Genomic DNA, 19,895 nt, shown 5'->3' on the forward strand with positions numbered 1-19,895 from the left:
CCGGTCCGAGTCCGAATAATCCACTGGACGCTAGACCTCGTGTGGGGTCTGACACCATGGAATCAAGATGTCTGCTGTAGCTGAAGTACCTGTCCCCAATGCCGCGCCCGGTGCCACGTATGCACCCCGCCCTGCGCTTGCGCAGCGCTGGAATGCGCTCGACCGTGGCCAACGTCTTCGCTGGGGCGCGCTGGCGGCCTTGGTCGCAGTGGGCCTGGTGGCGGCGGCGGTGTTCTATCGCCAGCCTGACTACAAGCTGCTGTTCTCCAACGTCAGCGACAAGGATGGCGGTGCCATCGTGGCGCAGCTGACGCAGATGAACGTACCCTACAAGTACAGCGAGGGCGGCGGCGCCATTCTCATCCCCGCAGACCGTGTGCACGATGTGCGCCTGAAGCTGGCCACGCAAGGTCTGCCCAAGGGCTCGGTGACGGGCTTCGAGCTGATGGAGAACAGCAAGTTCGGCATCACCCAGTTTCAGGAGCGCCTCAATTTCCAGCGCGGTCTGGAAGGAGAGCTGACGCGCTCCATCCTGGCGCTCAATGCCGTGCAGAGTGCCCGCGTGCATCTGGCCCTGCCCAATCAGAACGGATTTTTTCGCGAGCAGCAAAAGCCTTCGGCTTCCGTGCTGCTGAGCCTGCATCCGGGTCGCATGCTGGACCGTGCCCAGATCGCGGGCATCGTGCATCTGGTGGCCTCCAGCGTGCCCGAGATGGAGCCTGCTGCCGTCAGCGTGGTGGACGACACTGGCAAGCTGCTTTCGCAGTCGCCTGACGGCAATGCCGGCGGCGTGGACATGCAGCAGTTCCTCTACACCCAGCAGGTGGAGCAGCAATATGTGCGCCGCATTCTGGATATTCTGGAGCCCGTGGTCGGCAAGAACAATGTGAAGGCCCAGGTTTCGGCCGAGCTGGACTTCAGCCAGACCGAATCGACTTCCGAACAGCATCGTCCCAACCAGTCTGCAGACGGCGGGGCCGTGCGCAGCCAGCAGGTGATGGAAACCAATGGCGAGAAGACGGCCACTCCGCCTACCGGCGTGCCTGGCGCGACCAGCAACCAGCCACCTCAGAACTCCACCGCGCCCATTAACGGTGCCAATCCTGCGCCGCAGGCTGCTGGTGCTGGTGCAGGTCAGGGCAACGGCCAGGGCAACAAGCGCGAGTCCATCACCAATTACGAAGTGGACAAGACCGTCAGGGTCACACGCGGCAGCACCGGCACCGTCAAGCGCCTGACGGCTGCGGTGGTGGTCAATGCACCGCTGGCTGCTGCGGCCGGCACCGATGCCGCGACAGCGGCAACGGCAGCCGCTGTCAGCTCCGGCCTGCGCCCACTGACAGCCCAGCAGCAGGAGCAACTGCTCACACTGGTACGCGAAACCGTGGGCTATAGCGCCGACCGCGGCGATTCGGTGAATCTGGTCAGCGCTCCCTTCATGGACAGCGGTGCCGCACCAGTCGAGCTGCCGATGTGGAAGGACCCCGAAATTCAGGCCATGGCCAAGAGCCTGGGCGTGCCGATTGCGCTGGCGCTGTTTGGAGCCCTGGTGTTGTTGGGCCTGGTGCGCCCCTTGCTCAAGGGACGCAATACCGGCCCCGGCGGCCAGCTCAATGCCATTGAAGCCGAGGCGCTGGATCGCCCCGCTCTGCCCGCCCCTGCGAAGGAGCTGTCTCCGACCAAGGAGCAGGAGCGACTGGATCAGGCCCGTCATCTGGCCAAGCAGAACCCGATCGCGGTGGCGAACATCGTGAAGACATGGATTAACGGAGAAGGCTAGCCCCCTGAGCGGCTGCGCCGCATCCCCCCCGAGGGGGACGACAGCCTTGCTGCGGGGCGGCGGGGCCGCCTAGGCCCTTGCTTGCTGTCACTGGCGAAAGAGTCGGTGGCAAAGCAGGTGATGAGCTGGCCCGGTTTTGGATCATTGAATAGAGAGTTTTGAATATGGACGATAGAGGTCTGAACGACGCTGCCATCTTGCTGGTCTCCCTCGGTGAGGAAGAGGCTGCCGAGGTGTTCAAGCACCTCACGCCCAAGGAAGTGCAGAAGCTGGGCGAGACGATTGCCCGCATGCGTGGCGTGACGCGGGAAAAGGTGGATTTCGTGATCGACCGCTTCACCAGCGATGCCGCGTCGCAGAGTCTGCTGGTCGACGATGCCAGCGACTATGTGCGCTCGGTGCTCAAGCGTGCCCTGGGCGATGACAAGGCGGCGTTGCTGATCGACCGCATCATGCAGGGCGGCGATATCTCGGGCATTGAAAGCCTGAAGTGGATGGATCCGTTGTCGGTGGCCGAGCTGCTGCGCGGCGAGCATCCGCAGATCGTGGCGGCGATTCTGGTGCACCTGGAGTATGAGCAGGCTGCGGCCGTGCTGATGCAGTTCCCCGATCGCGCGCGCAGCGAGGTCATGCTGCGCGTGGCCACGCTGGAAGGCATTCAGCCCACGGCGCTCAAGGACCTGAACGAGGTGCTGTTCAAGGTGCTGGCGGGCGGCGACAAGGTGCGCAAGACCTCGCTGGGCGGCGTCAAGACTGCAGCCGAAATGCTCAACCAGATGGGCGGCAATGCCGATGTGGCGGTGCTCGATACCATCCGCAACTACGACCCCGAGCTGGCGCAGAAGATCATGGACAAGATGTTCGTCTTCGACGACCTGGTCAAGCTCGACGACCGCTCGGTGCAGCTGGTGCTGCGCGAGGTGGTATCCGAGACGCTGATCGTGGCGCTCAAGGGCGGCTCCATGGAAGTGCGCGACAAGATCCTGGCCAATATGTCCATGCGTGCGGCCGAGTCGCTGCGCGAGGACCTGGAAGGCCGTGGCCCCATGCGTCTGTCCGAAGTGGAAGCCCAGCAGAAGGAAATCCTCAAGGTCGTGCGTCGTCTGGTCGAGGAAGGCCAGGTAACCATCGGCAGCGGTCCGGAGGACAGCTATGTCTAAGGGCCAGCCCCCGCGCTCGCACTCGCGCTTTATCCCGCAGGAAGAGATCGACGACAGCACCGTGGTGCAATGGCGCTTCGGCGCGGTGGATGCACAGGATCGAGGCGTCTTCGCGCCAGCACAGCAAGCTGCCTTCATACCGGCTGGGGTAGAGCATTTCAACGGTTTTTCCCCCTCGATTGCCCATCAACCGCAGGCGCAGCCAGAGGTGCAGGCTGTGGAGCCCGTGGAGCCAGCCGCCCCGGCTTTCGACGAGGAGCAGCTGCAGCAGATGCTGGAGCAGGCACGAGCCGAGGGGCATGCACAGGGCCTGGCCGAAGGCCGCACCCAGACCCAGCAGCAATGGCAGCAACACCTGGACGACCATATCAACGGTGCGGGCCGCGAGAGTGCGCAGCGCGTCGATGGCGTGCTGCAGGGCCTGGAAGACAACTTCAAGCAGCTGCAGTCGGGCATGGCCCAGGAGCTGCTGAACCTGGCCTGCGACATCGCACGTCAGGTGGTGCGCCAGGAGCTGCGCAGCCAGCCCCAGGCCTTGCTGCCTGTGATTCGCGAGGCGCTGGACATGCTGGTCGACGAGAGCCGCCCAGTGACTGTGCGTCTGAACCCCGCTGACTTTGAACTGCTCGACGAGGCCCTGCGTACCGAGCATGGCGCGCACAGCCGTATTCAGTGGCTGGGCGATGCCTCGATTGCCCCAGGCGATGTCAAGGTGGAGTCGGGTGGTGCCGAGATCGACGGTGGCCTGGACAAGCGCTGGCGTCGTGCCGTGGCGGCTCTGGGCCTGGTCTCCACCTGGTATGACGGAGACAAGGCATGAACCCCTGGCAGCAGTTCATGAGCCAGGCGCGCGCACGCTATGCCGAGCCAGTGCCGCTGGAATGCCAGGGCCGTCTGACCCGGTTGACCGGCATGGTGCTGGAGGCTTCGGGGCTGCGCGTGCCCGTGGGGGCGCAATGCCATATTCATCAGCATGGGCAGGAGCCTGTGCTGGCCGAGGTGGTCGGCTTTGCCGGCGAGCGCGCCTTTCTGATGCCTGCGGGCGATATTCAGGGGTTGTCTAGCGGCGCCATGGTGACGCCGGCTGCCCCCTTTGTTCCCGTGCCCCAGCTGGGCGTGGTGGAGACCGAGAAGGTCAGCCAGACCGTGGGCGTGCTGCGCCTGCCCATGGGGGATGGCTTGCTGGGGCGGGTGGTGGATTCGCAAGGCATTCCGCTGGATCATGCGGGCGAGTTGGGCAGCGTGGTGCCCGAAGTGCTGGATCGCAACCCCATCAACGCCATGGACCGGGACCCCGTGCGCGAGTCGCTGGATACCGGTGTCAAGGCGCTGAATTCGCTGCTGACCGTGGGGCGCGGCCAGCGTTTGGGTCTGTTTGCCGGCTCGGGTGTGGGCAAGTCCGTGCTGCTGGGCATGATGGCGCGCTACACCCAGGCCGATGTGATCGTGGTGGGGCTGATCGGCGAGCGTGGCCGCGAGGTCAAGGAGTTCGTCGAGGACATTCTGGGCGCCCAGGACCGCAGCCGTGCCGTGGTCGTGGCCGCTCCCGCCGATGCGCCGCCGCTGCTGCGCATGCAGGGCGCCAGCTACGCCACGGCAATCGCCGAGCATTTCCGCGACAAGGGCAAGCATGTGCTGCTGCTCATGGATTCCTTGACCCGCTATGCCATGGCCCAGCGCGAAATCGCCCTGGCCATCGGCGAGCCGCCGGCCACCAAGGGCTATCCGCCATCGTGCTTTGCCAAGCTGCCAGCGCTGGTGGAGCGCAGCGGCAATGGTCTGCATGGAGTGGGCTCGATCACGGCCTTCTACACCGTGCTGTCCGAAGGTGACGATCAGCAGGATCCGATTGCCGATGCGGCCCGCGCCATTCTCGACGGCCACGTCGTGCTCTCGCGGGCGCTGGCCGAGACCGGACATTACCCGGCCATCGACATCGAACAGTCGGCTTCGCGTGTCATGCACAACGTGGTCTCGCGCGAGCATTTCGAGCTGGCACGCCGCTTTCGCGCCGTCTATTCGCGCTACCAGAAGGGGCGCGATCTGGTGCAGGTCGGCGCCTATGTGCCGGGCTCCGATCCGCAGCTGGACGAGGCGATTGCGCTGCAGCCCGCCATGACCGGGTTTCTGCAGCAAAGCATGTTTGAAAGCTCCAGCATGGAGCAAAGCCTGGCCGGCATGGCGCAAGCCATGCAGCGGGGCTGAGCATCAACGGGTTAGCCAGAGGGAGAGTCGCAGATGTCGTCCTTGAATGCCTTGAACGTCGCCATTGAAGCCGCAGAGCGCAAGCGTGACGCGGCCCGCACCACCATGCAGGAGCGCCAGCGTGCTCAGCAGGCGGCGCAGGCCCAGATGGATCAGCTGCAGGGCTATGTCCTGGAGATGCAGGCGCGCTGGGGGGCCCAGGAAGGGCTGGCCGTGCAGCCCGAGGTCATGCATCACCAGTATCAGTTCATGGAGCGCCTGCAGCACGCCATCGGTTTGCAGACCCGTGTGGTGGCGGACCAGGACATTCGGCTGGAGACCGCACGTCAGGCCCTGCTGGCGGCAGAGTTGCGCGTGACCAGCCTGCAGAAGGTGGTGCAGGCCCGCCGCCGTGATGTGGCACTGGCCCAGATGCGGCGCGAGCAAAAAGATACCGACGAGCGCGCCACCATGGCATTTTTTCGACGCAGCTTCGGCCTGCAACTTCAGGAGGCCTGAGCATGGCAGAAACCAGAATTGATGGCCCGCGCAGCGGCGAATCGCGCACCGGCAAGGCCATGGCGCAGTCCATGAGCTCGGCCAAAAGCGCTACGGCTGCGGCAGGCGAGCCCGGCCAGGGCTTTTCATCGCTGCTGGCTTCGCTGGACGGATTCGTGACTGCAGGCCTGCCGCAGGCGGCGCAGCAGCCTGCCGAGACATCGGATGTGAAACTGGCGCCCGGTGAGCAGGATGCGCTGCTGATCGCTCAAGGCCATGCGCCGTGGATGAGCCTGGTCGGGCAGACCGCCCAGCTGGACGGGCAGGGCGATGCCGATCTGCGCCAGGGCGTGGCCACCGACTTTCTTTCAGGCAGAGGCCATGCCGCGCAACTGGCCCATCGCCAGGCTTTGCAGCCCGGGTCCGGGGAGGCGCATGCCGCATTCATGGGTAAGGATTTTCAATCAAATCAAGCCCAAACGTATACGACGCAAACGCAAGCAGCTATTAATTCTGATGCGGCTGTCTTGCAGCCGCAGCAGGACGCAGTCGCGCAGGGGCAGGACAGCGGGCACAGCGCGCTGGCTTCGGTGACTGAAGATGTGCCTGCTGCGCGCGTCGAGCCTGCTGTGCACAAGGCGCAGGCATTGCTGCAGCAGGGCATTAGCCTGCAGGGCATGACGGCTGTGCAGCCCCAGGCCCTGGAAGGTCTCAAGGATTTGCTGCGTGCGGCCCGCTCGCCCCAGCAGGATGAAGCTGCGCCACAGGGCAAGACGGCGGCAGTGCAGGGTGGGGCCGACCTGCAGGCCGTAGCGGCTGCCGTCGGGGCAGCCATGGGAGCAGCGAGCGCGGGCATGCAGGGCGGCGGTCAGAACAGCTCCGACTTCGGCCAGAGCCTGGCGGGGCAGGATGCCGCACCTACAGAGCGTGAGCAGGAAGTGTCCGAGCAGGTGGCCTTCTGGGTGCATCAGAAAACGCAGAATGCCGCGCTGTCGATCCAGCATGAGGGCAAGGCTATCCAGGTCCAGGTGCAGCTGAACGGCCAGGAGGCTCAGGTGCGCTTTGCCGCAGGCGATGAGCAGGCACGCCAGCTGCTGGCCGACGGTCAGGCCCAGCTGCGCGAGCTTTTGCAGGCCCAGGGGCTGAATCTGAGCGGCGTCAGCGTGGATGCGGGCAGTGCCGGCGCCCGGTCCGGGGGGGACAGCCAGGGCGAGGATGCCCAGCGCGGCCAGGCCAGGGTGGCCCGGGTCTCGGTCAATGCTGCCGAGCTGCCCATGAGTGCGGCCAGCGCAGGCAATGGCGCGCGGCCAGTGCAGTCCGGCGTGGACCTTTTCGTGTAAATGATCGGTGCCGGCTCACGGAAACGGTGAGCTGGACATGGTGCGAAACCCGGAATGAAGCCGGGTTTCGCGCTTTTATTCGGGCAATGGTAGGAAGGGCGGGCGGCGAATAATTCAGGCGTGGATCTTCCGTGTCGCGGCAATGGCTGCGGGGTGGATGCAGTCCCCCACTCTTGAGGAATACCCGCCGTGTCAGCCAATCCCAATGCCGCCCCTGTTGCACCTGCTCCTGCCAAAAGCAAGAAGCTGATCGTCATCGTGGCCATCGTTGCCGTGCTGGCCATCGTGGCTGCCGCAGCCTATGTGCTGATGATGCAGCGCCAGCACAGCAGCGCCGATGGCGAAGAAGAAGTCAGCGCCAAAGCCACAGTGCCCACTTTCTTGCCACTGGACAATATGGTGGCCAATCTGGCTGACCCCGGCGGCGATCGCTTTGTGCAACTGGGCATCACGCTGGAGCTGGCCGATGAGAAGACGGCTTCCACTGTCAAGCAATACCTGCCCAGCATCCGCAACGGCATTCTGATGCTGGTGTCCCAGCGCACGGCCGACGAGCTGCTGGCGCGCGAGGGCAAGGAAAAACTGGCCGCCGACATTCTCACCGAGGTCTCCGCGCCGCTGGGCTTTGGCCCGGGCGCCAAGAAGCGCTCGCGCGACGATGAGGACGCCGACGAAGACAGCCCGCGTGCCAATCGCAAGGGGCCTGTGCGTCGTGTGCTGTTCTCCAGCTTCATCATTCAGTAAGCAGGGGGGAGTGCATGAGCGATTCTTTTCTCTCCCAGGAAGAGGTTGATGCTCTTCTTGAAGGCGTTACCGGCGAAAGCCAGCGCTCCGAGGTGGTGGAGGTCGATCTCGGCCAGGTCCGCAGCTACGACATCTCCAGCCAGGAACGCATCGTGCGTGGGCGCATGCCCACCATGGAAATTGTCAACGAGCGCTTTGCCCGCAACTTCCGCATCGGCCTGTTCAACTTCATCCGCCGCAGCCCCGAGGTTTCCGTCGGCACGGTGACGGTGCAGCGCTACAGCGCTTTCCTGCGCGAGCTGGCCGTTCCCACCAATTTCAACATCATGGCCATTCGCCCACTGCGCGGCAATGGTCTGATCGTCTGCGATCCCTCGCTGGTGTTCGGCGTGATCGACACGCTGTACGGCGGCACGGGCCGTCTGCAGACCCGCATCGAGGGGCGCGACTTCTCGACCACCGAGCAGCGCGTGATCAATCGCATGGTCAATGTGATCTGCGAGGAATACAAAAAAGCCTGGCACGGCATCTATCCGCTGGAGCTGGCCTATCAGCGCTCGGAAATGCAGCCGCAGTTCGCCAACATCGCCACGCCCAGCGAAATCGTGGTCTCCACGGCTTTTCAGCTGGAGATCGGCGATATCTCGGGCTCCATCCACATCTGCATGCCTTATGCGACGCTGGAGCCGATTCGCGATGTGCTGTATTCGTCGACTCAGGGCGATGCCATCGAGGTGGATCGCCGCTGGGTCAAGGTGCTGACGCGGGAGATTCAGGCCGCCGAGGTCACGCTGGTGGCCGAGCTGGCCCGCGCCGATGCCACGGTGGAGCAGCTGCTGGCCATGCGCCCGGGTGACTTTATCGAGCTCGACCGCGAGCCGCTGATTCGCGCCTCCATCGGTGGGGTGCCGGTTTTCGAGTGCCAGTACGGCACGCACAACGACAAATATGCAATCCGCGTGGAACGCAGCCTGCGCGGCGGCGAGACCAGCTGGATGGGAGAGAAGCATGGCAATTGACGACAACAACAAGCCCGCGGGTGACGATCCGTTCTCCGGCTGGGCCGAGGCGCTGGAAGAGCAGCGTCAGCATGACCAGGCCGTCGAAGGCCCCGAGCTGTCCGACCAGGGCGGGCCGCTGGCGGGCGACGCCGCACGCAGCTATGGCGATGTGCCGGTGCACGATATCAACATGGTGCTGGACATTCCGGTTCAGCTGTCCGTGGAGCTGGGCCGCACCAAAGTGCCCATCAAATACATTCTGCAACTGGCCCAGGGCTCGGTGGTGGAGCTCGATGCTCTGGCCGGCGAACCCATGGACGTGCTGGTCAACGGTTACCTGATCGCCCAGGGCGAGGTGGTGGTGGTCAATGACAAGTTCGGTATCCGCCTGACGGACGTGGTGACACCGTCCGAGCGTCTGCGCCGGGTCAGCCGTGGTTGATAACGCGGCAAACTCTGCGGCAGCGGCCCCTTCCATGTGGCCCACGCTGCTGCTGGTCGTCCTGTTTGTGGCGGTCATGGCAGCGTTGCCCTGGCTGGTGCGTCGTCTGCAGCAAAAAAACCTCCTGCCCCGTGGCATGGGGATGGCCCGTGGTGTCGCCTCAGTTCCGGCGCAGGTGCTGGGCACGCTGGCCATTGGCCCGCAGCAGCGGGTGGTGACCGTGCAACTGGGTGAAGGGGAGCAGGCCGTGCGCCTGGTGCTTGGTGTGACGGCGCAGCAGATCCAATGTTTGCATGTGCTGCAAGACCCGTCCGCATCTTTGCAATCCGCCCGTGCAGCCCATTCACCTGCCGTCTCATCGTTCACCGACTCGCTGATGCGCGCGCAGGCCGACGAAGCGGCCCGGAATTCTGGAAATGTCTAAATTCGTCTCTCGTGCTGCTGCCGCTGTCCTGCTGGCCATGCCCCTGATGGCCGCAGCCCAGGGCGCACCCGCCAGTCTGCCGCTGCTGGTAGGCCAGGGCGCGGGCGGCACCAGTTATTCGGTGCCCATCCAGACATTGCTGTTCTTCACGGCGCTGTCGTTCCTGCCCGCCATCTTGCTGTTGATGACGGGCTTTACCCGCATCGTCATCGTGCTGAGCCTGCTGCGCCAGGCGCTGGGCACGCAGTCCGCGCCGCCCAATCAGGTGGTGATCGGTCTGTCGCTGTTTCTCACCATGTTTGTGATGGGGCCGACGCTGGACAAGGTCTATCAGGACGCCTATCTGCCCTATACGCAAAACAGCATCAGCTTCGAGCAAGCCATGGAAAAGGCCGAAGCCCCCATGCGCGGCTTCATGCTCAAGCAGACGCGCCAGTCGGACTTTGCGCTGTTCAAGCGCCTGGCCAAGCTGGATGCGAATGTCACGGCAGAAACAGCACCTCTGCGTGTGCTGGTGCCGGCCTTTGTGACCAGCGAGCTGAAAACGGCTTTTCAGATCGGCTTCATGATCTTCATTCCGTTTCTGGTCATCGACATGGTGGTGTCTTCCATCCTCATGTCGCTGGGCATGATGATGCTTTCGCCCGTGCTGGTGGCCCTGCCTTTCAAGCTCATGCTGTTTGTGCTGGCCGATGGCTGGAACCTGATCATCGGCTCTCTGGCGGCGAGCTTTGCGACATGAGATACCCCCTGAGGCGCTTGCCTAGGCGGCCCCGCGCCTTCCCCCAAGGGGACGACACCTTCGGTACGGGGTGGTCCTTCCTTGGTGTCTCGTACATTGAGCCGCGGCGGTTGCAAGCGTATTGGATTCATTGAATTTTTAAGAGAACGTCATGACCTCTCAGTTTGTTCTGACCTTTGGCCGCGAGGCGCTGACCCTGCTGCTCATGATCTCCATGCCTGTGCTGGGCGTGGTCATGGGCGTGGGTCTGCTGGTGAGCGTCTTTCAGGCCGTGACCCAGGTGCATGAGGCCACGCTGGCTTTTGTGCCCAAGCTCATCGCCGCCGTGCTGGTGTTTGCCGTGGCCGGGCCGTGGATGCTGTCCACGCTGGTGGATTTCATTCGTCGCACCATAGAGAGCATTCCAGGTTCGGTGGGATGATTTCCTTTAGCGAAGCGCAGATTGCCGCCTGGCTCTCGCCACTGATCTGGCCGTTTGTGCGCGTGCTGGCGCTGTTCACCACGGCGCCTGTGTTTTCTCAGAAAGCCATTCCCATGCGGCTCAAGGTGGGGCTGGCTTTTCTGGTTGCGCTTTGCGCGCAGCCGGTGCTGGGCGAGCAGACGGTGGTCAGCATTGCCTCGGCCCAGGCACTGGGCACTCTGGTGCAGCAGGTGGTGATCGGTCTGTCCGTTGGCTTTGCCGTGCGTCTGGTGATGGCGGCCATCGAGGTCGCAGGTGAAGTGATAGGCCTTCAGATGGGCCTGAACTTCGCGTCTTTCTTCGATCCGACCAGCAATGCCCAGCTCAGTGCCGTGGCGCGCTTCATGGTGCAGATCGCCACCTTGCTGTTCATCGTCATCAACGGTCATCTGCTGGTGCTAATGGCGGTTCTCAAGAGCTTTGAGGCATTTCCCGTCGATGGCAACTTTCTGCAGGCCATCTCCCAGATGCGGATCCACGAGATGGGCAGCGCCGTCTTTGCCAGCGCTTTCTGGATTGCCCTGCCCATGATTGCCATGCTGCTCTTCGTCAACCTGGTGCTGGGCATCATCTCCCGTGTCGCGCCACAGATGAATATCTATGCCGTGGGCTTTCCTGTCACCTTGACTGTGGGGCTGCTGGGCCTGACGGCGACTCTGCCTTTGCTGGAGCAGCCTCTGGTGGCCTTGCTCCAAAAGGGGATGGCAGTCTTCGGGGTTTAGTGCGAAGCACTATCTGTTTGATAGCTTAGTGCGCTTTATGGCAAAGGAATAAGGCCGCTTTTGGCCTTAAGCGAAAAACTGACTCGATGCGGGCGCGCAAGCCAGTGATGACCCGCCGCGCGGCTCAGGGTGTATCTATCAGTCCGTTCTTGATGGCATAGGCGGTCAGCTCCGCGTTGCTGCCCATGCCCAGCTTCTCCAGCACCCGTGCCCGGTATACGCTCACCGTCTTGGGGCTGAGCATCAGCTCCTGCGCAATCTCGGTCTGGCGCTGACCGCTGGCAATCTTCAGCAGCGTTTGCATCTCGCGCTCGGACAGGGTTTCATGCGGCACGGGGGCGGCTGGCTGGGCCAGACTGTCGGCAAGCATCTGGGCCACTTCGGCAGTCAGGTATTTGCGTCCGCTGTGGACGGTGCGCACGGCGTCGATCAGCAGCACCGGATCCCCCGCCTTGTTGGCATAGCCGGCCGCGCCAGCCTTGATGCTGCGCAAGGCGTACTGGTCTTCGGGGTACATGGAGACCATGATGACGCGGATCTGCGGATGCGTTTCGCGCACGCTGGCGAGCACTTCCAGGCCGCTGCGGCCCGGCATGTTGATGTCCAGCAGCAGCACATCGCAAGCTGCGTCGCGCAGTTGCTCACGCAGTTCGGCATAGCTGCCGGCTTCTGCGGTGACGCTGATGTCCGTCGCCTCCGCCAGGGTGTCGCGTATGCCCCGGCGCAAAATGGCATGGTCGTCGCACAGCACCACGTGAATCAAGGTCGCTCTCCCAGGAAGTCAGATGGCAGACCGGACAAGCGCGTGGTTGGATGGCTCATGCCTGGGTCTCTGCCAGAGGAATGGTGAGAATGATAGAGGTTCCTCGGCCGGGGTGGCTGCTCACATCCAGCCAGCCTTGAATTGTTCGCGCGCGCTCACTTAGCCCTCTAAGTCCAAAAGACTGAGGCTTTTTGCGATCATCCTGGCTCAGACCTACCCCGTTATCTGTTACTTCCAGTGTCAAAAAACCCTCGTGGTCGGACAAATCCAGCGTCACCTGGTTGGCCTGTGCGTATTTGCTGATATTGGTCAAGGATTCCTGTGCCGTACGGTAGACCACCACCTGCTGCGCGGGTGCTATTTCCATATGCTCACGGCTGGTGTGCAGCCGGGCGGGTATGCCTGTGCGACGCTCGAAGTCCTGGGCCAGCCATTGCACGGCGGCCACCAGTCCCTGATCCAGCACGGGCGGGCGCAGGTTCTGCATGATGCGCTGGCTGGCGCCCAGGGCGTGTTCCAGCATCTCCAGTGCCGATCTGGCATGCTCGCGCTGCTTGCCCTCGGGGCTGTTGCGGATCAGCCAGGCCAGATCAAACTTGACGGCAGTGAGCGAGCCGCCTATGTCGTCGTGAATCTCGCGCGAGATATTGGCGCGCTCCTGCTCGATGCTGGTATGCAGATGTTCGGTCAGCTCGGCCAGGCGCTTTTCAGACTCGGCCAGCTGCAGTGCGGCGCGGCGGCGGGCTCGCCTCGCCTCATGGACCTCCATGGCGCGCTTGATGACATGGGGCAGGCCGTTGATCTGGTCCTTGAGCAGATAGTCGCTGATGCCCAGCCGCATGATGTCCACGGCGGCGGATTCGCCGATGGCGCCCGACAACAGCACAAAAGGAGGGGCATCGGCACGGGTTCGCACCAGGTCCCAGACGTCGAGAGCTGTGAAGCCGGGCAGATGATAGTCAGCCAGAATCAGGTCGAAATCCTGTGCCTCAAGGGCGTCGCGTACCTCCTGCAGACTGTCCACGGTCGTGAGCGTGCAGGGCAACTGCCCGCGCTTGAGGCTCAGGCGTGCCAGAGCCTGATCTGCGACAGAGTCTTCAATATGAAGGATTTTCAAGGTCTGATTCCGGAATTGCATATCGCCAAGGACGCTATCATTGGATACATTTTGGAACATCGAGGGTAGTCGTCAAGTGTGGCCATGTGGTCACGGGGCAGGCTGCTGGGCGGTTCATTTCGTGGAGCATGGCGGCGTGGCTGTCATGATGGTTTTACGCAGTTGGAGTAACAATGCAGACGATGCAAAACCCTTCGGGTGTGCCTGCAGTTGCCGTGCCGGTGATGGTGGCTGCGGAGCTGCAGGATGCCTTGCTGGTCACACTGCGTGATCTGCAGCGTCTTGAGGGGCTGCTGGACCATGCCACGCACAATCTGCTGGAGCGCTTCGAGCAAGTCAACGGGCAATTGTCGCAGCCGGCCTTGCCCGATTCGGCTGCGCTGGCTACAGCACGTGAGTCGTTGCGGCTGGCCGTGACCGAGCTCCAGTTTCACGATATGTCGTCTCAGCTGATTGCCCATATGGCACATACCTTGCAAGCCTGCGCTTTCAGGCTCGGGGCTGCCGCCATGGGCAGGGATGAGGATGAGGCGGAGTCCGCCATCAGCCTGCCAAACCTGCCCGAAAAGCCCAATCCCGTCACGCAAAGCGAGATGGATGCAGGCTCTGTGGAGCTGTTTTGAACTTCTACCCTGTTTTCCGTTGCCCGTCTGTTGGAGCTGTACATGCGATCGATTCTGGCTGTTGATGATTCCCCCTCGATGCGAAAGATGGTGTCTTTCACGTTGAGCAGTGCTGGTTTTAAGGTGGTGGAAGCCGTCGACGGTGTGGATGCGCTGGAAAAAGCACAGGCGCAAAACATCGATCTGGTGCTGGCCGACCAGAACATGCCGCGCCTGGACGGCATCGGTCTCACGCGCAAGCTCCGTGAAAACCCGAAGTTCAAGGGCACGCCCATCTTGATACTGACCACGGAATCCAGCGACCTGATGAAGCAGGCGGGCCGGGCCGCAGGTGCCACGGGCTGGCTGGTCAAGCCCTTCGATCCCAATCGATTGATCGAAGTTATTCAAAAAGTGCTGCGTTAAGCCGATAACAACGAATCACAGCAGGAAACACCATGGCGGATACACACCAGGATGGCGCAGGTTCGGGCGCAGACTTCGACCTTAGCCAGTTCTATCAAATCTTTTTCGAGGAAGCCAGCGAGAACCTCGACCAGATGGAGCAGATGCTGCTCAGCCTGGACCTTTCGGCCGCCAACGATGAAGAGCTCAACGGTATTTTCCGCTGCGCTCACTCCATCAAGGGCGGTGCGGCGACCTTCGGCTTCTCGGATGTGACCGAGCTCACGCACCGCATGGAATCCCTGCTGGACCGCCTGCGTCGCCATGAAATCACGCCCATCCCCGAAATGGTCGATGTGCTGCTGGAGTCGGCGGACGCCAGCCGCAGCCTGCTGGCACGTCACCAGTCCGGTGATGAGGGCGAACCGGTTTCCACGGCGGAACTGGTGGTGCGCATCGAGGCTCTGGCTCAGGGCTTGACCGAGATTCCCCAGGTCAACCGCAGTGCCGCGGCTGCCGAGCCTGTGCAGTCAGCTGCCGTTGTTGCCGCGGTGGTGGCGGATACGCCCGCTCAAGCTCCGGCCCCTGCGGCAGCCCAGGTGGCAGAGCCAGGCCCTGTGATCGGTACCGAGCCTCCCGAGGGTGCGCGCGAGCTGATGATCGAGATCGGCCCGCTGTCCAGGCTGGAGCTGGGCGATGCCATCAAGGAGCTGTTCCGGGATATTCCGGGTCTGGGCACGATTCAGGATCAGGTCGGCACCAAGGCCGATCACCGCCTGTTCAAGGTCAGAACGGTGTCCACCGATGACGAGCTGCGCGATCTGTTTGTCTTCCATGTCTCCAAGGAGCAGGTGCAGATCAGCGATGCCGCCCAACCGCAGAACGCAACCGAGCCCGTGGTCGAGCAGCTGGAAGCCGTGGTGGATGAAGAAGCCGCCATGCCGCCCCACAATCTGCCGGCCGAAGAAGCCTACGGTTTCTTTGCGGGTGCTCCAGGCAGCCCCGAGGCTCAGCAAAATCAGGAGCATGCCGTGATTGGCGGCGCTGGAAGCACGGTGCAGAAGGCCACACCCAAGGCTGCCGCTGCGCATATGGAGTCCACCAGCATCCGCGTGGATGTGAAGAAGGTGGACCAACTCATCAATCTGGTAGGCGAGCTGGTCATCACCCAGGCCATGCTGGCGCAGAACAGCCAGGGGCTGGACCCGACGACCTATCAGCAGCTGCTGGCCGGTCTGGCCGATCTGGATCGCAACACACGCGACCTGCAAGAGTCCGTGATGTCGATCCGCATGATTCCCATGTCCACGGTTTTCAGCCGCTTCCCGCGCATGCTGCGCGACCTGGCGGGCAAGCTGGGCAAGAAGATCGATCTGGTCACGCTGGGCGAAGCCACCGAGCTGGACAAGGGCCTGGTCGAGAAGATTACCGATCCGCTGACCCATCTGGTGCGCAACAGCGTGGACCACGGCATCGAGATGCCCGAGGACCGCATCGCTGCAGGCAAGTCCGAGCATGGCACGCTGACGCTGGCGGCATCCCATCAGGGCGGCTCCATCGTCATCGAGGTGCGCGACGACGGCAAGGGCATGAATCGCGAGAGGATTCTGAACAAGGCGCGCGAGCGCGGCATGGATGTCTCCGACAGCATGCCCGACAGCGATGTCTGGCAGCTGATCTTTGCGCCCGGCTTCTCCACGGCCGATGTGGTCACCGATGTCTCGGGCCGCGGCGTGGGCATGGACGTGGTCAAGCGAAACATCACCTCGCTGGGCGGCACGGTGGAGATCGAGTCCGTTGCCGGCGTGGGCATGAAGGTGGCCGTGCGCCTGCCGCTGACGCTGGCCATCATGGACGGCATGTCCGTCGGGGTGGGCGAAGAGGTCTATATCCTGCCGCTGTCCTCAGTGGTCGAGTCCTTCCAGGTCAAGGCCGACGATGTCAACACCGTGGCCAATGGCACGCAACTGGTCAAGGTGCGCGACGAATACATGCCGGTGATCGCGCTGGAGCGCACTTTCCAGGTGCCGCGCGCCGACGAAAGCCAGACCAGCAACATCATGGTGGTGGTCGAGGCCGAAGGCAGCCGCGTGGCGCTGCTGGTCGACGAGTTGCTGGGCCAGCACCAGGTGGTGGTCAAGAACCTGGAAAGCAATTACCGCAAGGTGCCCAATGTCTCGGGCGCCACCATTCTGGGCGACGGATCCGTTGCGCTGATTCTGGATACGGGCGCTCTGGTGCGCCGTACCCGCCATTGAGGCCGCTGGCCTGAGCCGTCGCCGACCCGAACAACGCAGAGAGAGCTGACATGAACATCATCAACAAGACTGCCGAAGGCGTGGCCACCGGTGCCCGCGAATATCTGACCTTCCGCCTGGGCGAGGAGGAATACGGCATCGATATCCTCAAGGTGCAGGAAATCCGTGGCTACGAGCAGCCCACGCGCATTGCCAACGCACCCGAGTTCATCAAGGGAGTGGTCAATCTGCGCGGCACCATCGTGCCCATCGTGGACATGCGCCTGCGCTTCAACTGCTCCGAGGTGGAGTACAACGCCTTTACCGTGGTCATCATCCTGAACCTGCGCAATCGCGTGGTCGGCATTGTGGTGGACTCGGTCAGCGATGTGATGGAGCTGCCCGCCGATGCCGTGCGTCCCGCACCCGATATCGAAAGCGCCATCGACAGCGGCTGCATTCTGGGTCTGGGTTCTGTGGGCGAGCGCATGTTGATCCTGCTGGACATCGAGAAGCTCATGGGCAATGTCGACATGGGCCTGGTGGCCTCCGAAGCCTGAGTGCGCCAGAGGTCCGTGTGCTGAACCTGGGACGTAGCGCTTCATTCGCAGCCTCTCCTGCCAGGCTTGAGCAGGACGATGATGCGCTGCCGGGCGGCATGTCCGGCCCGCTGGCGCAGGGGCGCGAGTTCGTCTGGTCCAACCGCGACTTTGCCCGCGTCCAGGCCCTGATCTACAAGCGTGCCGGCATCAGCCTGCATGACGGCAAGCACGCCATGGTCTACAGCCGCTTGTCGCGCCGCCTGCGCGAGACCGGGCATGAGAGCTTTGTCAGCTATCTGGACTGGCTGGAGAGCATCAATGACGGGCCCGAATGGCAGGAGTTCGTCAATGCTCTCACCACGAATCTGACCTCGTTCTTCCGCGAGCAGCATCACTTCGACATCCTGGCCCAGCATCTGCGCAGCCACAAACCCGGCGGCAATGGCTGGAAGGTATGGTGCAGCGCGGCCTCCACGGGGGAGGAGCCTTATTCCATCCTGATGACGGCCGTGGAGAGTCTGGGCAGCTCGGCCAGCTTTCAGCTCATGGCCAGCGATATCGACTCGCGCGTGCTGGATACCGCCTCGCGCGGCGTGTACCGGGCAGAGAATCTCAAGGGCGTGAGCACCGAGCGGCTGCACCGCTTTTTCCTGCGCGGGCGCTCGGCCAACTCGGGCATGGTGCGGGTCAAGCCGGAACTGCGCCGCATGGTGGACTTTCTCAACGTCAACCTGATCGCCGGAGATTGGCCGTTCCGGGAGAGCTTCGACATCGTCTTCTGCCGCAACGTGATGATTTATTTCGATGCACCGACTCAGCGTCGCGTGCTGGAGCGCATTCATCAGGTGATGCGTCCGGGCGGGCTGCTGTTTGTCGGTCATGCCGAGAACTTCAGCGATTCGCGCGATCTGTTCGCGCTCAAGGGCAAGACCGTCTATGAGCGCCAATGAAGCTGAAGGGCAGGGCTGCAAGTCATGAGGAATCTGAGCTCTCCGCTGGATCTGCCAGCCAGACCCCTGCGCGGCAACAGCTTCGTGCCCCAGGGCTATCCTGATCCGGCCATGCCGGCGCCGGTCTCATCGCTGGAGCAGCTCAAGCGCCAGCCGCGCCAGCCGGGCGAGGCCTCGTTCTTCTACTACGACCCGCACTTCCAGCTCAATTCGGCCAAGGTGTTGCCGGGCGAGTACTTTGTCTCGCGCGACGAGATGGCCATCGTCACCGTGCTGGGTTCCTGCATCGCGGCCTGTCTCTGGGATCGATTCATGCGCATTGGCGGCATGAACCACTTCATGCTGCCCGATGGCGACAGCAGCGATGTCTCGGGGCGCTATGGTTCGTACGCCATGGAGCTGCTGATCAACGAGATGCTCAAGCTGGGCGCACGGCGCGAATCCATGCAGGCCAAGATTTTTGGTGGCGCCCAGGTCATGGCCAATTTCACGACCATGAATGTGGGCGAGCGCAACACCAGTTTTGTGACAGAGTATCTGCAAACCGAGCGCATTCCCATCGTCTCCGAGGACGTGCTGGATATCTATCCGCGCAAGGTGGTGTTTTTTCCATCCACGGGCAAGGCCATGGTCAAGCGCCTGGCACACGCCCATCCCGAGGCATTGGTGCAGCAGGAAATCAGTCGCGGCAGCGCGGCTGCGGTGGCACGCAATACGGCGGGCGGCTCGGTGGATCTGTTTTGAGGAAGGTTGAGCGTTGTTAAAGCCAAAAATCCGGGTGATCGTGGTGGACGACTCTGCGTTGGTGCGCAGTCTTCTGGCCGAGATCATCAATCGCCAGCATGACATGGAGTGCATCGGCTCGGCCAATGATCCCTTGATTGCGCGTGAAATGATCCGCGATCTGAACCCCGACGTCATCACGCTGGATGTGGAAATGCCCCGCATGGACGGCATTGATTTCCTCGGGCGGCTCATGCGCCTGCGTCCCATGCCGGTGGTGATGATCTCCACGCTGACCGAGCGCGGTGCCGAAGTCACCATGCGCGCCCTGGAGCTGGGTGCCATCGACTTTGTGGCCAAGCCCCGCGTCGGCGTGGCCAACGGCCTGCAGGAGCTGGCCAGCCAGATCGTGGACAAGATCCGCGTGGCTGCCGTGGCCCAGGTGCACCGCCTGCCGGTGGTGCCGCACGGCGTAGCTGCGGCAGCGAGTGCGGGCGCCAAGCTTGCAGCGCCGCGTACGCCGGCGGCCCCCAGCCTGCTGGGTCGCATCTCGACCGAAAAAATCATCGCCATCGGCGCCTCCACGGGGGGGACGGAAGCGATTCGTGAGGTGCTCACGCATCTGCCGGCCGACTGCCCGGCCATCGTCATCACCCAGCACATGCCGCCGGGCTTCACCACCAGTTTTGCGGCACGGCTCAACAGCCTGTGCCAGATGACGGTCAAGGAGGCCACGCACGGCGAGCGTTTGCTGCCCGGTCATGCCTATATCGCCCCTGGCGGCAAGCATTTCTCCATCACGCGCAGCGGTGCCAACTATGTGGCCGTGGTCGATGATGCGCCGCCCGTCAACCGTCACAAGCCCTCGGTGGAAGTGCTGTTCAAGTCGGTTGCCGCCAGCGCCGGGCGCAATGCCTACGGCATCATGCTCACCGGCATGGGGGCCGATGGCGCCACCGCCATGCGCGAGATGCGCGATGCCGGCAGCTACAACCTGGTGCAGGACGAGAGCACCTGCATCGTCTTCGGCATGCCCCGCGAAGCCATTGCCCATGGTGC

At 63.2% G+C, this 19,895-nt stretch carries 22 protein-coding genes (1 of these 22 only partly in view); 20 read left to right on the plus strand and 2 right to left on the minus strand.

Features of this window, described 5'->3' with window-relative positions; all coding sequences use genetic code 11:
* Positions 1 to 67: 67 nt before the first annotated feature.
* The 13 genes from fliF to fliR all read left to right on the plus strand — a co-directional run bounded on the left by fliF (position 68) and on the right by fliR (position 11,497).
* The gene (gene fliF, locus MPZ60_RS02295; RefSeq protein ID WP_034353129.1) at positions 68 to 1,780 is read left to right on the plus strand and encodes a flagellar basal-body MS-ring/collar protein FliF; all 1,713 of its coding nucleotides are present in this window, start codon (positions 68 to 70) and stop codon (positions 1,778 to 1,780) included.
* Positions 1,781 to 1,944: 164 nt separating this feature from the next.
* A complete protein-coding gene (fliG, locus tag MPZ60_RS02300) occupies positions 1,945 to 2,940 on the plus strand; it encodes a flagellar motor switch protein FliG (RefSeq protein WP_003059149.1) in 996 nt (331 codons plus the stop codon).
* On the plus strand, positions 2,933 to 3,760 hold the full coding sequence (locus MPZ60_RS02305) for a FliH/SctL family protein (RefSeq protein ID WP_034353132.1): 828 nt from the start codon (positions 2,933 to 2,935) through the stop codon (positions 3,758 to 3,760). The genes fliG and MPZ60_RS02305 overlap by 8 nt, the downstream gene beginning before the upstream one ends.
* On the plus strand, positions 3,757 to 5,145 hold the full coding sequence (gene fliI / locus MPZ60_RS02310) for a flagellar protein export ATPase FliI (protein WP_034353135.1): 1,389 nt from the start codon (positions 3,757 to 3,759) through the stop codon (positions 5,143 to 5,145). Before MPZ60_RS02305 ends, fliI begins: the two co-directional genes overlap by 4 nt.
* 33 nt (positions 5,146 to 5,178) lie before the next feature.
* A complete protein-coding gene (gene fliJ / locus MPZ60_RS02315) occupies positions 5,179 to 5,643 on the plus strand; it encodes a flagellar export protein FliJ (protein ID WP_034353137.1) in 465 nt (154 codons plus the stop codon).
* A gap of 2 nt (positions 5,644 to 5,645) precedes the next feature.
* The gene (locus MPZ60_RS02320; RefSeq protein WP_034353142.1) at positions 5,646 to 6,962 is read left to right on the plus strand and encodes a flagellar hook-length control protein FliK; all 1,317 of its coding nucleotides are present in this window, start codon (positions 5,646 to 5,648) and stop codon (positions 6,960 to 6,962) included.
* Between the two features lie 189 nt (positions 6,963 to 7,151).
* Complete coding sequence (fliL, locus tag MPZ60_RS02325) at positions 7,152 to 7,706, plus strand: flagellar basal body-associated protein FliL (protein ID WP_034353146.1); 555 nt, start codon at positions 7,152 to 7,154, stop codon at positions 7,704 to 7,706.
* A 14-nt stretch (positions 7,707 to 7,720) separates the two neighbouring features.
* On the plus strand, positions 7,721 to 8,725 hold the full coding sequence (gene fliM, locus MPZ60_RS02330; protein ID WP_003065459.1) for a flagellar motor switch protein FliM: 1,005 nt from the start codon (positions 7,721 to 7,723) through the stop codon (positions 8,723 to 8,725).
* Positions 8,715 to 9,149, plus strand: coding sequence for a flagellar motor switch protein FliN (gene fliN, locus MPZ60_RS02335; protein ID WP_003077935.1), 435 nt, complete (start codon positions 8,715 to 8,717; stop codon positions 9,147 to 9,149). Before fliM ends, fliN begins: the two co-directional genes overlap by 11 nt.
* Before the next feature lie 34 nt (positions 9,150 to 9,183).
* Positions 9,184 to 9,573 (plus strand): flagellar biosynthetic protein FliO, encoded by a 390-nt coding sequence (locus tag MPZ60_RS02340; RefSeq protein WP_012836872.1) that lies wholly within the window; start codon positions 9,184 to 9,186, stop codon positions 9,571 to 9,573.
* Complete coding sequence (fliP, locus tag MPZ60_RS02345; RefSeq protein ID WP_003065455.1) at positions 9,566 to 10,315, plus strand: flagellar type III secretion system pore protein FliP; 750 nt, start codon at positions 9,566 to 9,568, stop codon at positions 10,313 to 10,315. The genes MPZ60_RS02340 and fliP overlap by 8 nt, the downstream gene beginning before the upstream one ends.
* Before the next feature lie 151 nt (positions 10,316 to 10,466).
* Positions 10,467 to 10,736: a flagellar biosynthesis protein FliQ gene (gene fliQ, locus MPZ60_RS02350; RefSeq protein ID WP_003059126.1), complete on the plus strand. Its 270-nt coding sequence runs from the start codon at positions 10,467 to 10,469 to the stop codon at positions 10,734 to 10,736.
* Entirely contained in the window at positions 10,733 to 11,497 is a 765-nt protein-coding gene (fliR, locus tag MPZ60_RS02355; protein WP_003065453.1) for a flagellar biosynthetic protein FliR, read from the plus strand. The genes fliQ and fliR overlap by 4 nt, the downstream gene beginning before the upstream one ends.
* Before the next feature lie 124 nt (positions 11,498 to 11,621).
* On the opposite strand, the gene MPZ60_RS02360 is transcribed toward fliR, so the two are convergent.
* Entirely contained in the window at positions 11,622 to 12,260 is a 639-nt protein-coding gene (locus MPZ60_RS02360; RefSeq protein WP_034353154.1) for a response regulator transcription factor, read from the minus strand.
* Positions 12,261 to 12,315: 55 nt separating this feature from the next.
* Entirely contained in the window at positions 12,316 to 13,437 is a 1,122-nt protein-coding gene (locus MPZ60_RS02365) for an ATP-binding protein (RefSeq protein WP_034353157.1), read from the minus strand.
* A 113-nt stretch (positions 13,438 to 13,550) separates the two neighbouring features.
* Here MPZ60_RS02365 and MPZ60_RS02370 point away from each other — a divergent pair, with 113 nt between their 5' ends.
* The 7 genes in view from MPZ60_RS02370 to MPZ60_RS02400 are tightly spaced (at most 50 nt apart) and all read left to right on the plus strand, a layout consistent with a single transcriptional unit that may run on beyond the window.
* Positions 13,551 to 14,000, plus strand: a complete 450-nt coding sequence (locus MPZ60_RS02370) for a hypothetical protein (RefSeq protein ID WP_003065446.1) — start codon at positions 13,551 to 13,553, stop codon at positions 13,998 to 14,000.
* A gap of 42 nt (positions 14,001 to 14,042) precedes the next feature.
* A complete protein-coding gene (locus MPZ60_RS02375; RefSeq protein ID WP_003059121.1) occupies positions 14,043 to 14,405 on the plus strand; it encodes a response regulator in 363 nt (120 codons plus the stop codon).
* Between the two features lie 32 nt (positions 14,406 to 14,437).
* Positions 14,438 to 16,642: a chemotaxis protein CheW gene (locus tag MPZ60_RS02380; RefSeq protein ID WP_034353161.1), complete on the plus strand. Its 2,205-nt coding sequence runs from the start codon at positions 14,438 to 14,440 to the stop codon at positions 16,640 to 16,642.
* Positions 16,643 to 16,692: 50 nt separating this feature from the next.
* Entirely contained in the window at positions 16,693 to 17,181 is a 489-nt protein-coding gene (locus MPZ60_RS02385; protein ID WP_003077929.1) for a chemotaxis protein CheW, read from the plus strand.
* 17 nt (positions 17,182 to 17,198) lie between these two features.
* Positions 17,199 to 18,113, plus strand: a complete 915-nt coding sequence (locus MPZ60_RS02390) for a CheR family methyltransferase (protein ID WP_034353168.1) — start codon at positions 17,199 to 17,201, stop codon at positions 18,111 to 18,113.
* A gap of 24 nt (positions 18,114 to 18,137) precedes the next feature.
* Entirely contained in the window at positions 18,138 to 18,857 is a 720-nt protein-coding gene (cheD, locus tag MPZ60_RS02395; RefSeq protein ID WP_034353171.1) for a chemoreceptor glutamine deamidase CheD, read from the plus strand.
* A 13-nt stretch (positions 18,858 to 18,870) separates the two neighbouring features.
* Positions 18,871 to 19,895, plus strand: partial view of a chemotaxis response regulator protein-glutamate methylesterase gene (locus MPZ60_RS02400; RefSeq protein ID WP_207383069.1) — the 5' portion only. 91 nt of this gene lie beyond the right edge of the window; the window shows 1,025 of its 1,116 coding nt (coding positions 1-1,025); the start codon lies at positions 18,871 to 18,873; the stop codon falls past the right edge of the window.

The sequence above is a fragment of the Comamonas sp. 7D-2 genome (assembly GCF_022749555.1).
Taxonomy (GTDB): domain Bacteria; phylum Pseudomonadota; class Gammaproteobacteria; order Burkholderiales; family Burkholderiaceae_C; genus Comamonas; species Comamonas thiooxydans.

Excerpts from the sequence above, each read along its gene's own strand:
- fliF (WP_034353129.1), top strand. The coding sequence starts at position 68 with ATGTCTGCTGTAGCTGAAGTACCTGTCCCCAATGCCGCGCCCGGTGCC.
- fliG (WP_003059149.1), top strand. The coding sequence starts at position 1,945 with ATGGACGATAGAGGTCTGAACGACGCTGCCATCTTGCTGGTCTCCCTC.
- MPZ60_RS02305 (WP_034353132.1), top strand. The coding sequence starts at position 2,933 with ATGTCTAAGGGCCAGCCCCCGCGCTCGCACTCGCGCTTTATCCCGCAG.
- fliI (WP_034353135.1), top strand. The coding sequence starts at position 3,757 with ATGAACCCCTGGCAGCAGTTCATGAGCCAGGCGCGCGCACGCTATGCC.
- fliJ (WP_034353137.1), top strand. The coding sequence starts at position 5,179 with ATGTCGTCCTTGAATGCCTTGAACGTCGCCATTGAAGCCGCAGAGCGC.
- MPZ60_RS02320 (WP_034353142.1), top strand. The coding sequence starts at position 5,646 with ATGGCAGAAACCAGAATTGATGGCCCGCGCAGCGGCGAATCGCGCACC.
- fliM (WP_003065459.1), top strand. The coding sequence starts at position 7,721 with ATGAGCGATTCTTTTCTCTCCCAGGAAGAGGTTGATGCTCTTCTTGAA.
- fliN (WP_003077935.1), top strand. The coding sequence starts at position 8,715 with ATGGCAATTGACGACAACAACAAGCCCGCGGGTGACGATCCGTTCTCC.
- MPZ60_RS02340 (WP_012836872.1), top strand. The coding sequence starts at position 9,184 with ATGTGGCCCACGCTGCTGCTGGTCGTCCTGTTTGTGGCGGTCATGGCA.
- fliP (WP_003065455.1), top strand. The coding sequence starts at position 9,566 with ATGTCTAAATTCGTCTCTCGTGCTGCTGCCGCTGTCCTGCTGGCCATG.
- fliQ (WP_003059126.1), top strand. The coding sequence starts at position 10,467 with ATGACCTCTCAGTTTGTTCTGACCTTTGGCCGCGAGGCGCTGACCCTG.
- fliR (WP_003065453.1), top strand. The coding sequence starts at position 10,733 with ATGATTTCCTTTAGCGAAGCGCAGATTGCCGCCTGGCTCTCGCCACTG.
- MPZ60_RS02365 (WP_034353157.1), bottom strand. The coding sequence starts at position 13,437 with ATGTTCCAAAATGTATCCAATGATAGCGTCCTTGGCGATATGCAATTC.
- MPZ60_RS02370 (WP_003065446.1), top strand. The coding sequence starts at position 13,551 with ATGCAGACGATGCAAAACCCTTCGGGTGTGCCTGCAGTTGCCGTGCCG.
- MPZ60_RS02375 (WP_003059121.1), top strand. The coding sequence starts at position 14,043 with ATGCGATCGATTCTGGCTGTTGATGATTCCCCCTCGATGCGAAAGATG.
- MPZ60_RS02380 (WP_034353161.1), top strand. The coding sequence starts at position 14,438 with ATGGCGGATACACACCAGGATGGCGCAGGTTCGGGCGCAGACTTCGAC.
- MPZ60_RS02385 (WP_003077929.1), top strand. The coding sequence starts at position 16,693 with ATGAACATCATCAACAAGACTGCCGAAGGCGTGGCCACCGGTGCCCGC.
- cheD (WP_034353171.1), top strand. The coding sequence starts at position 18,138 with ATGAGGAATCTGAGCTCTCCGCTGGATCTGCCAGCCAGACCCCTGCGC.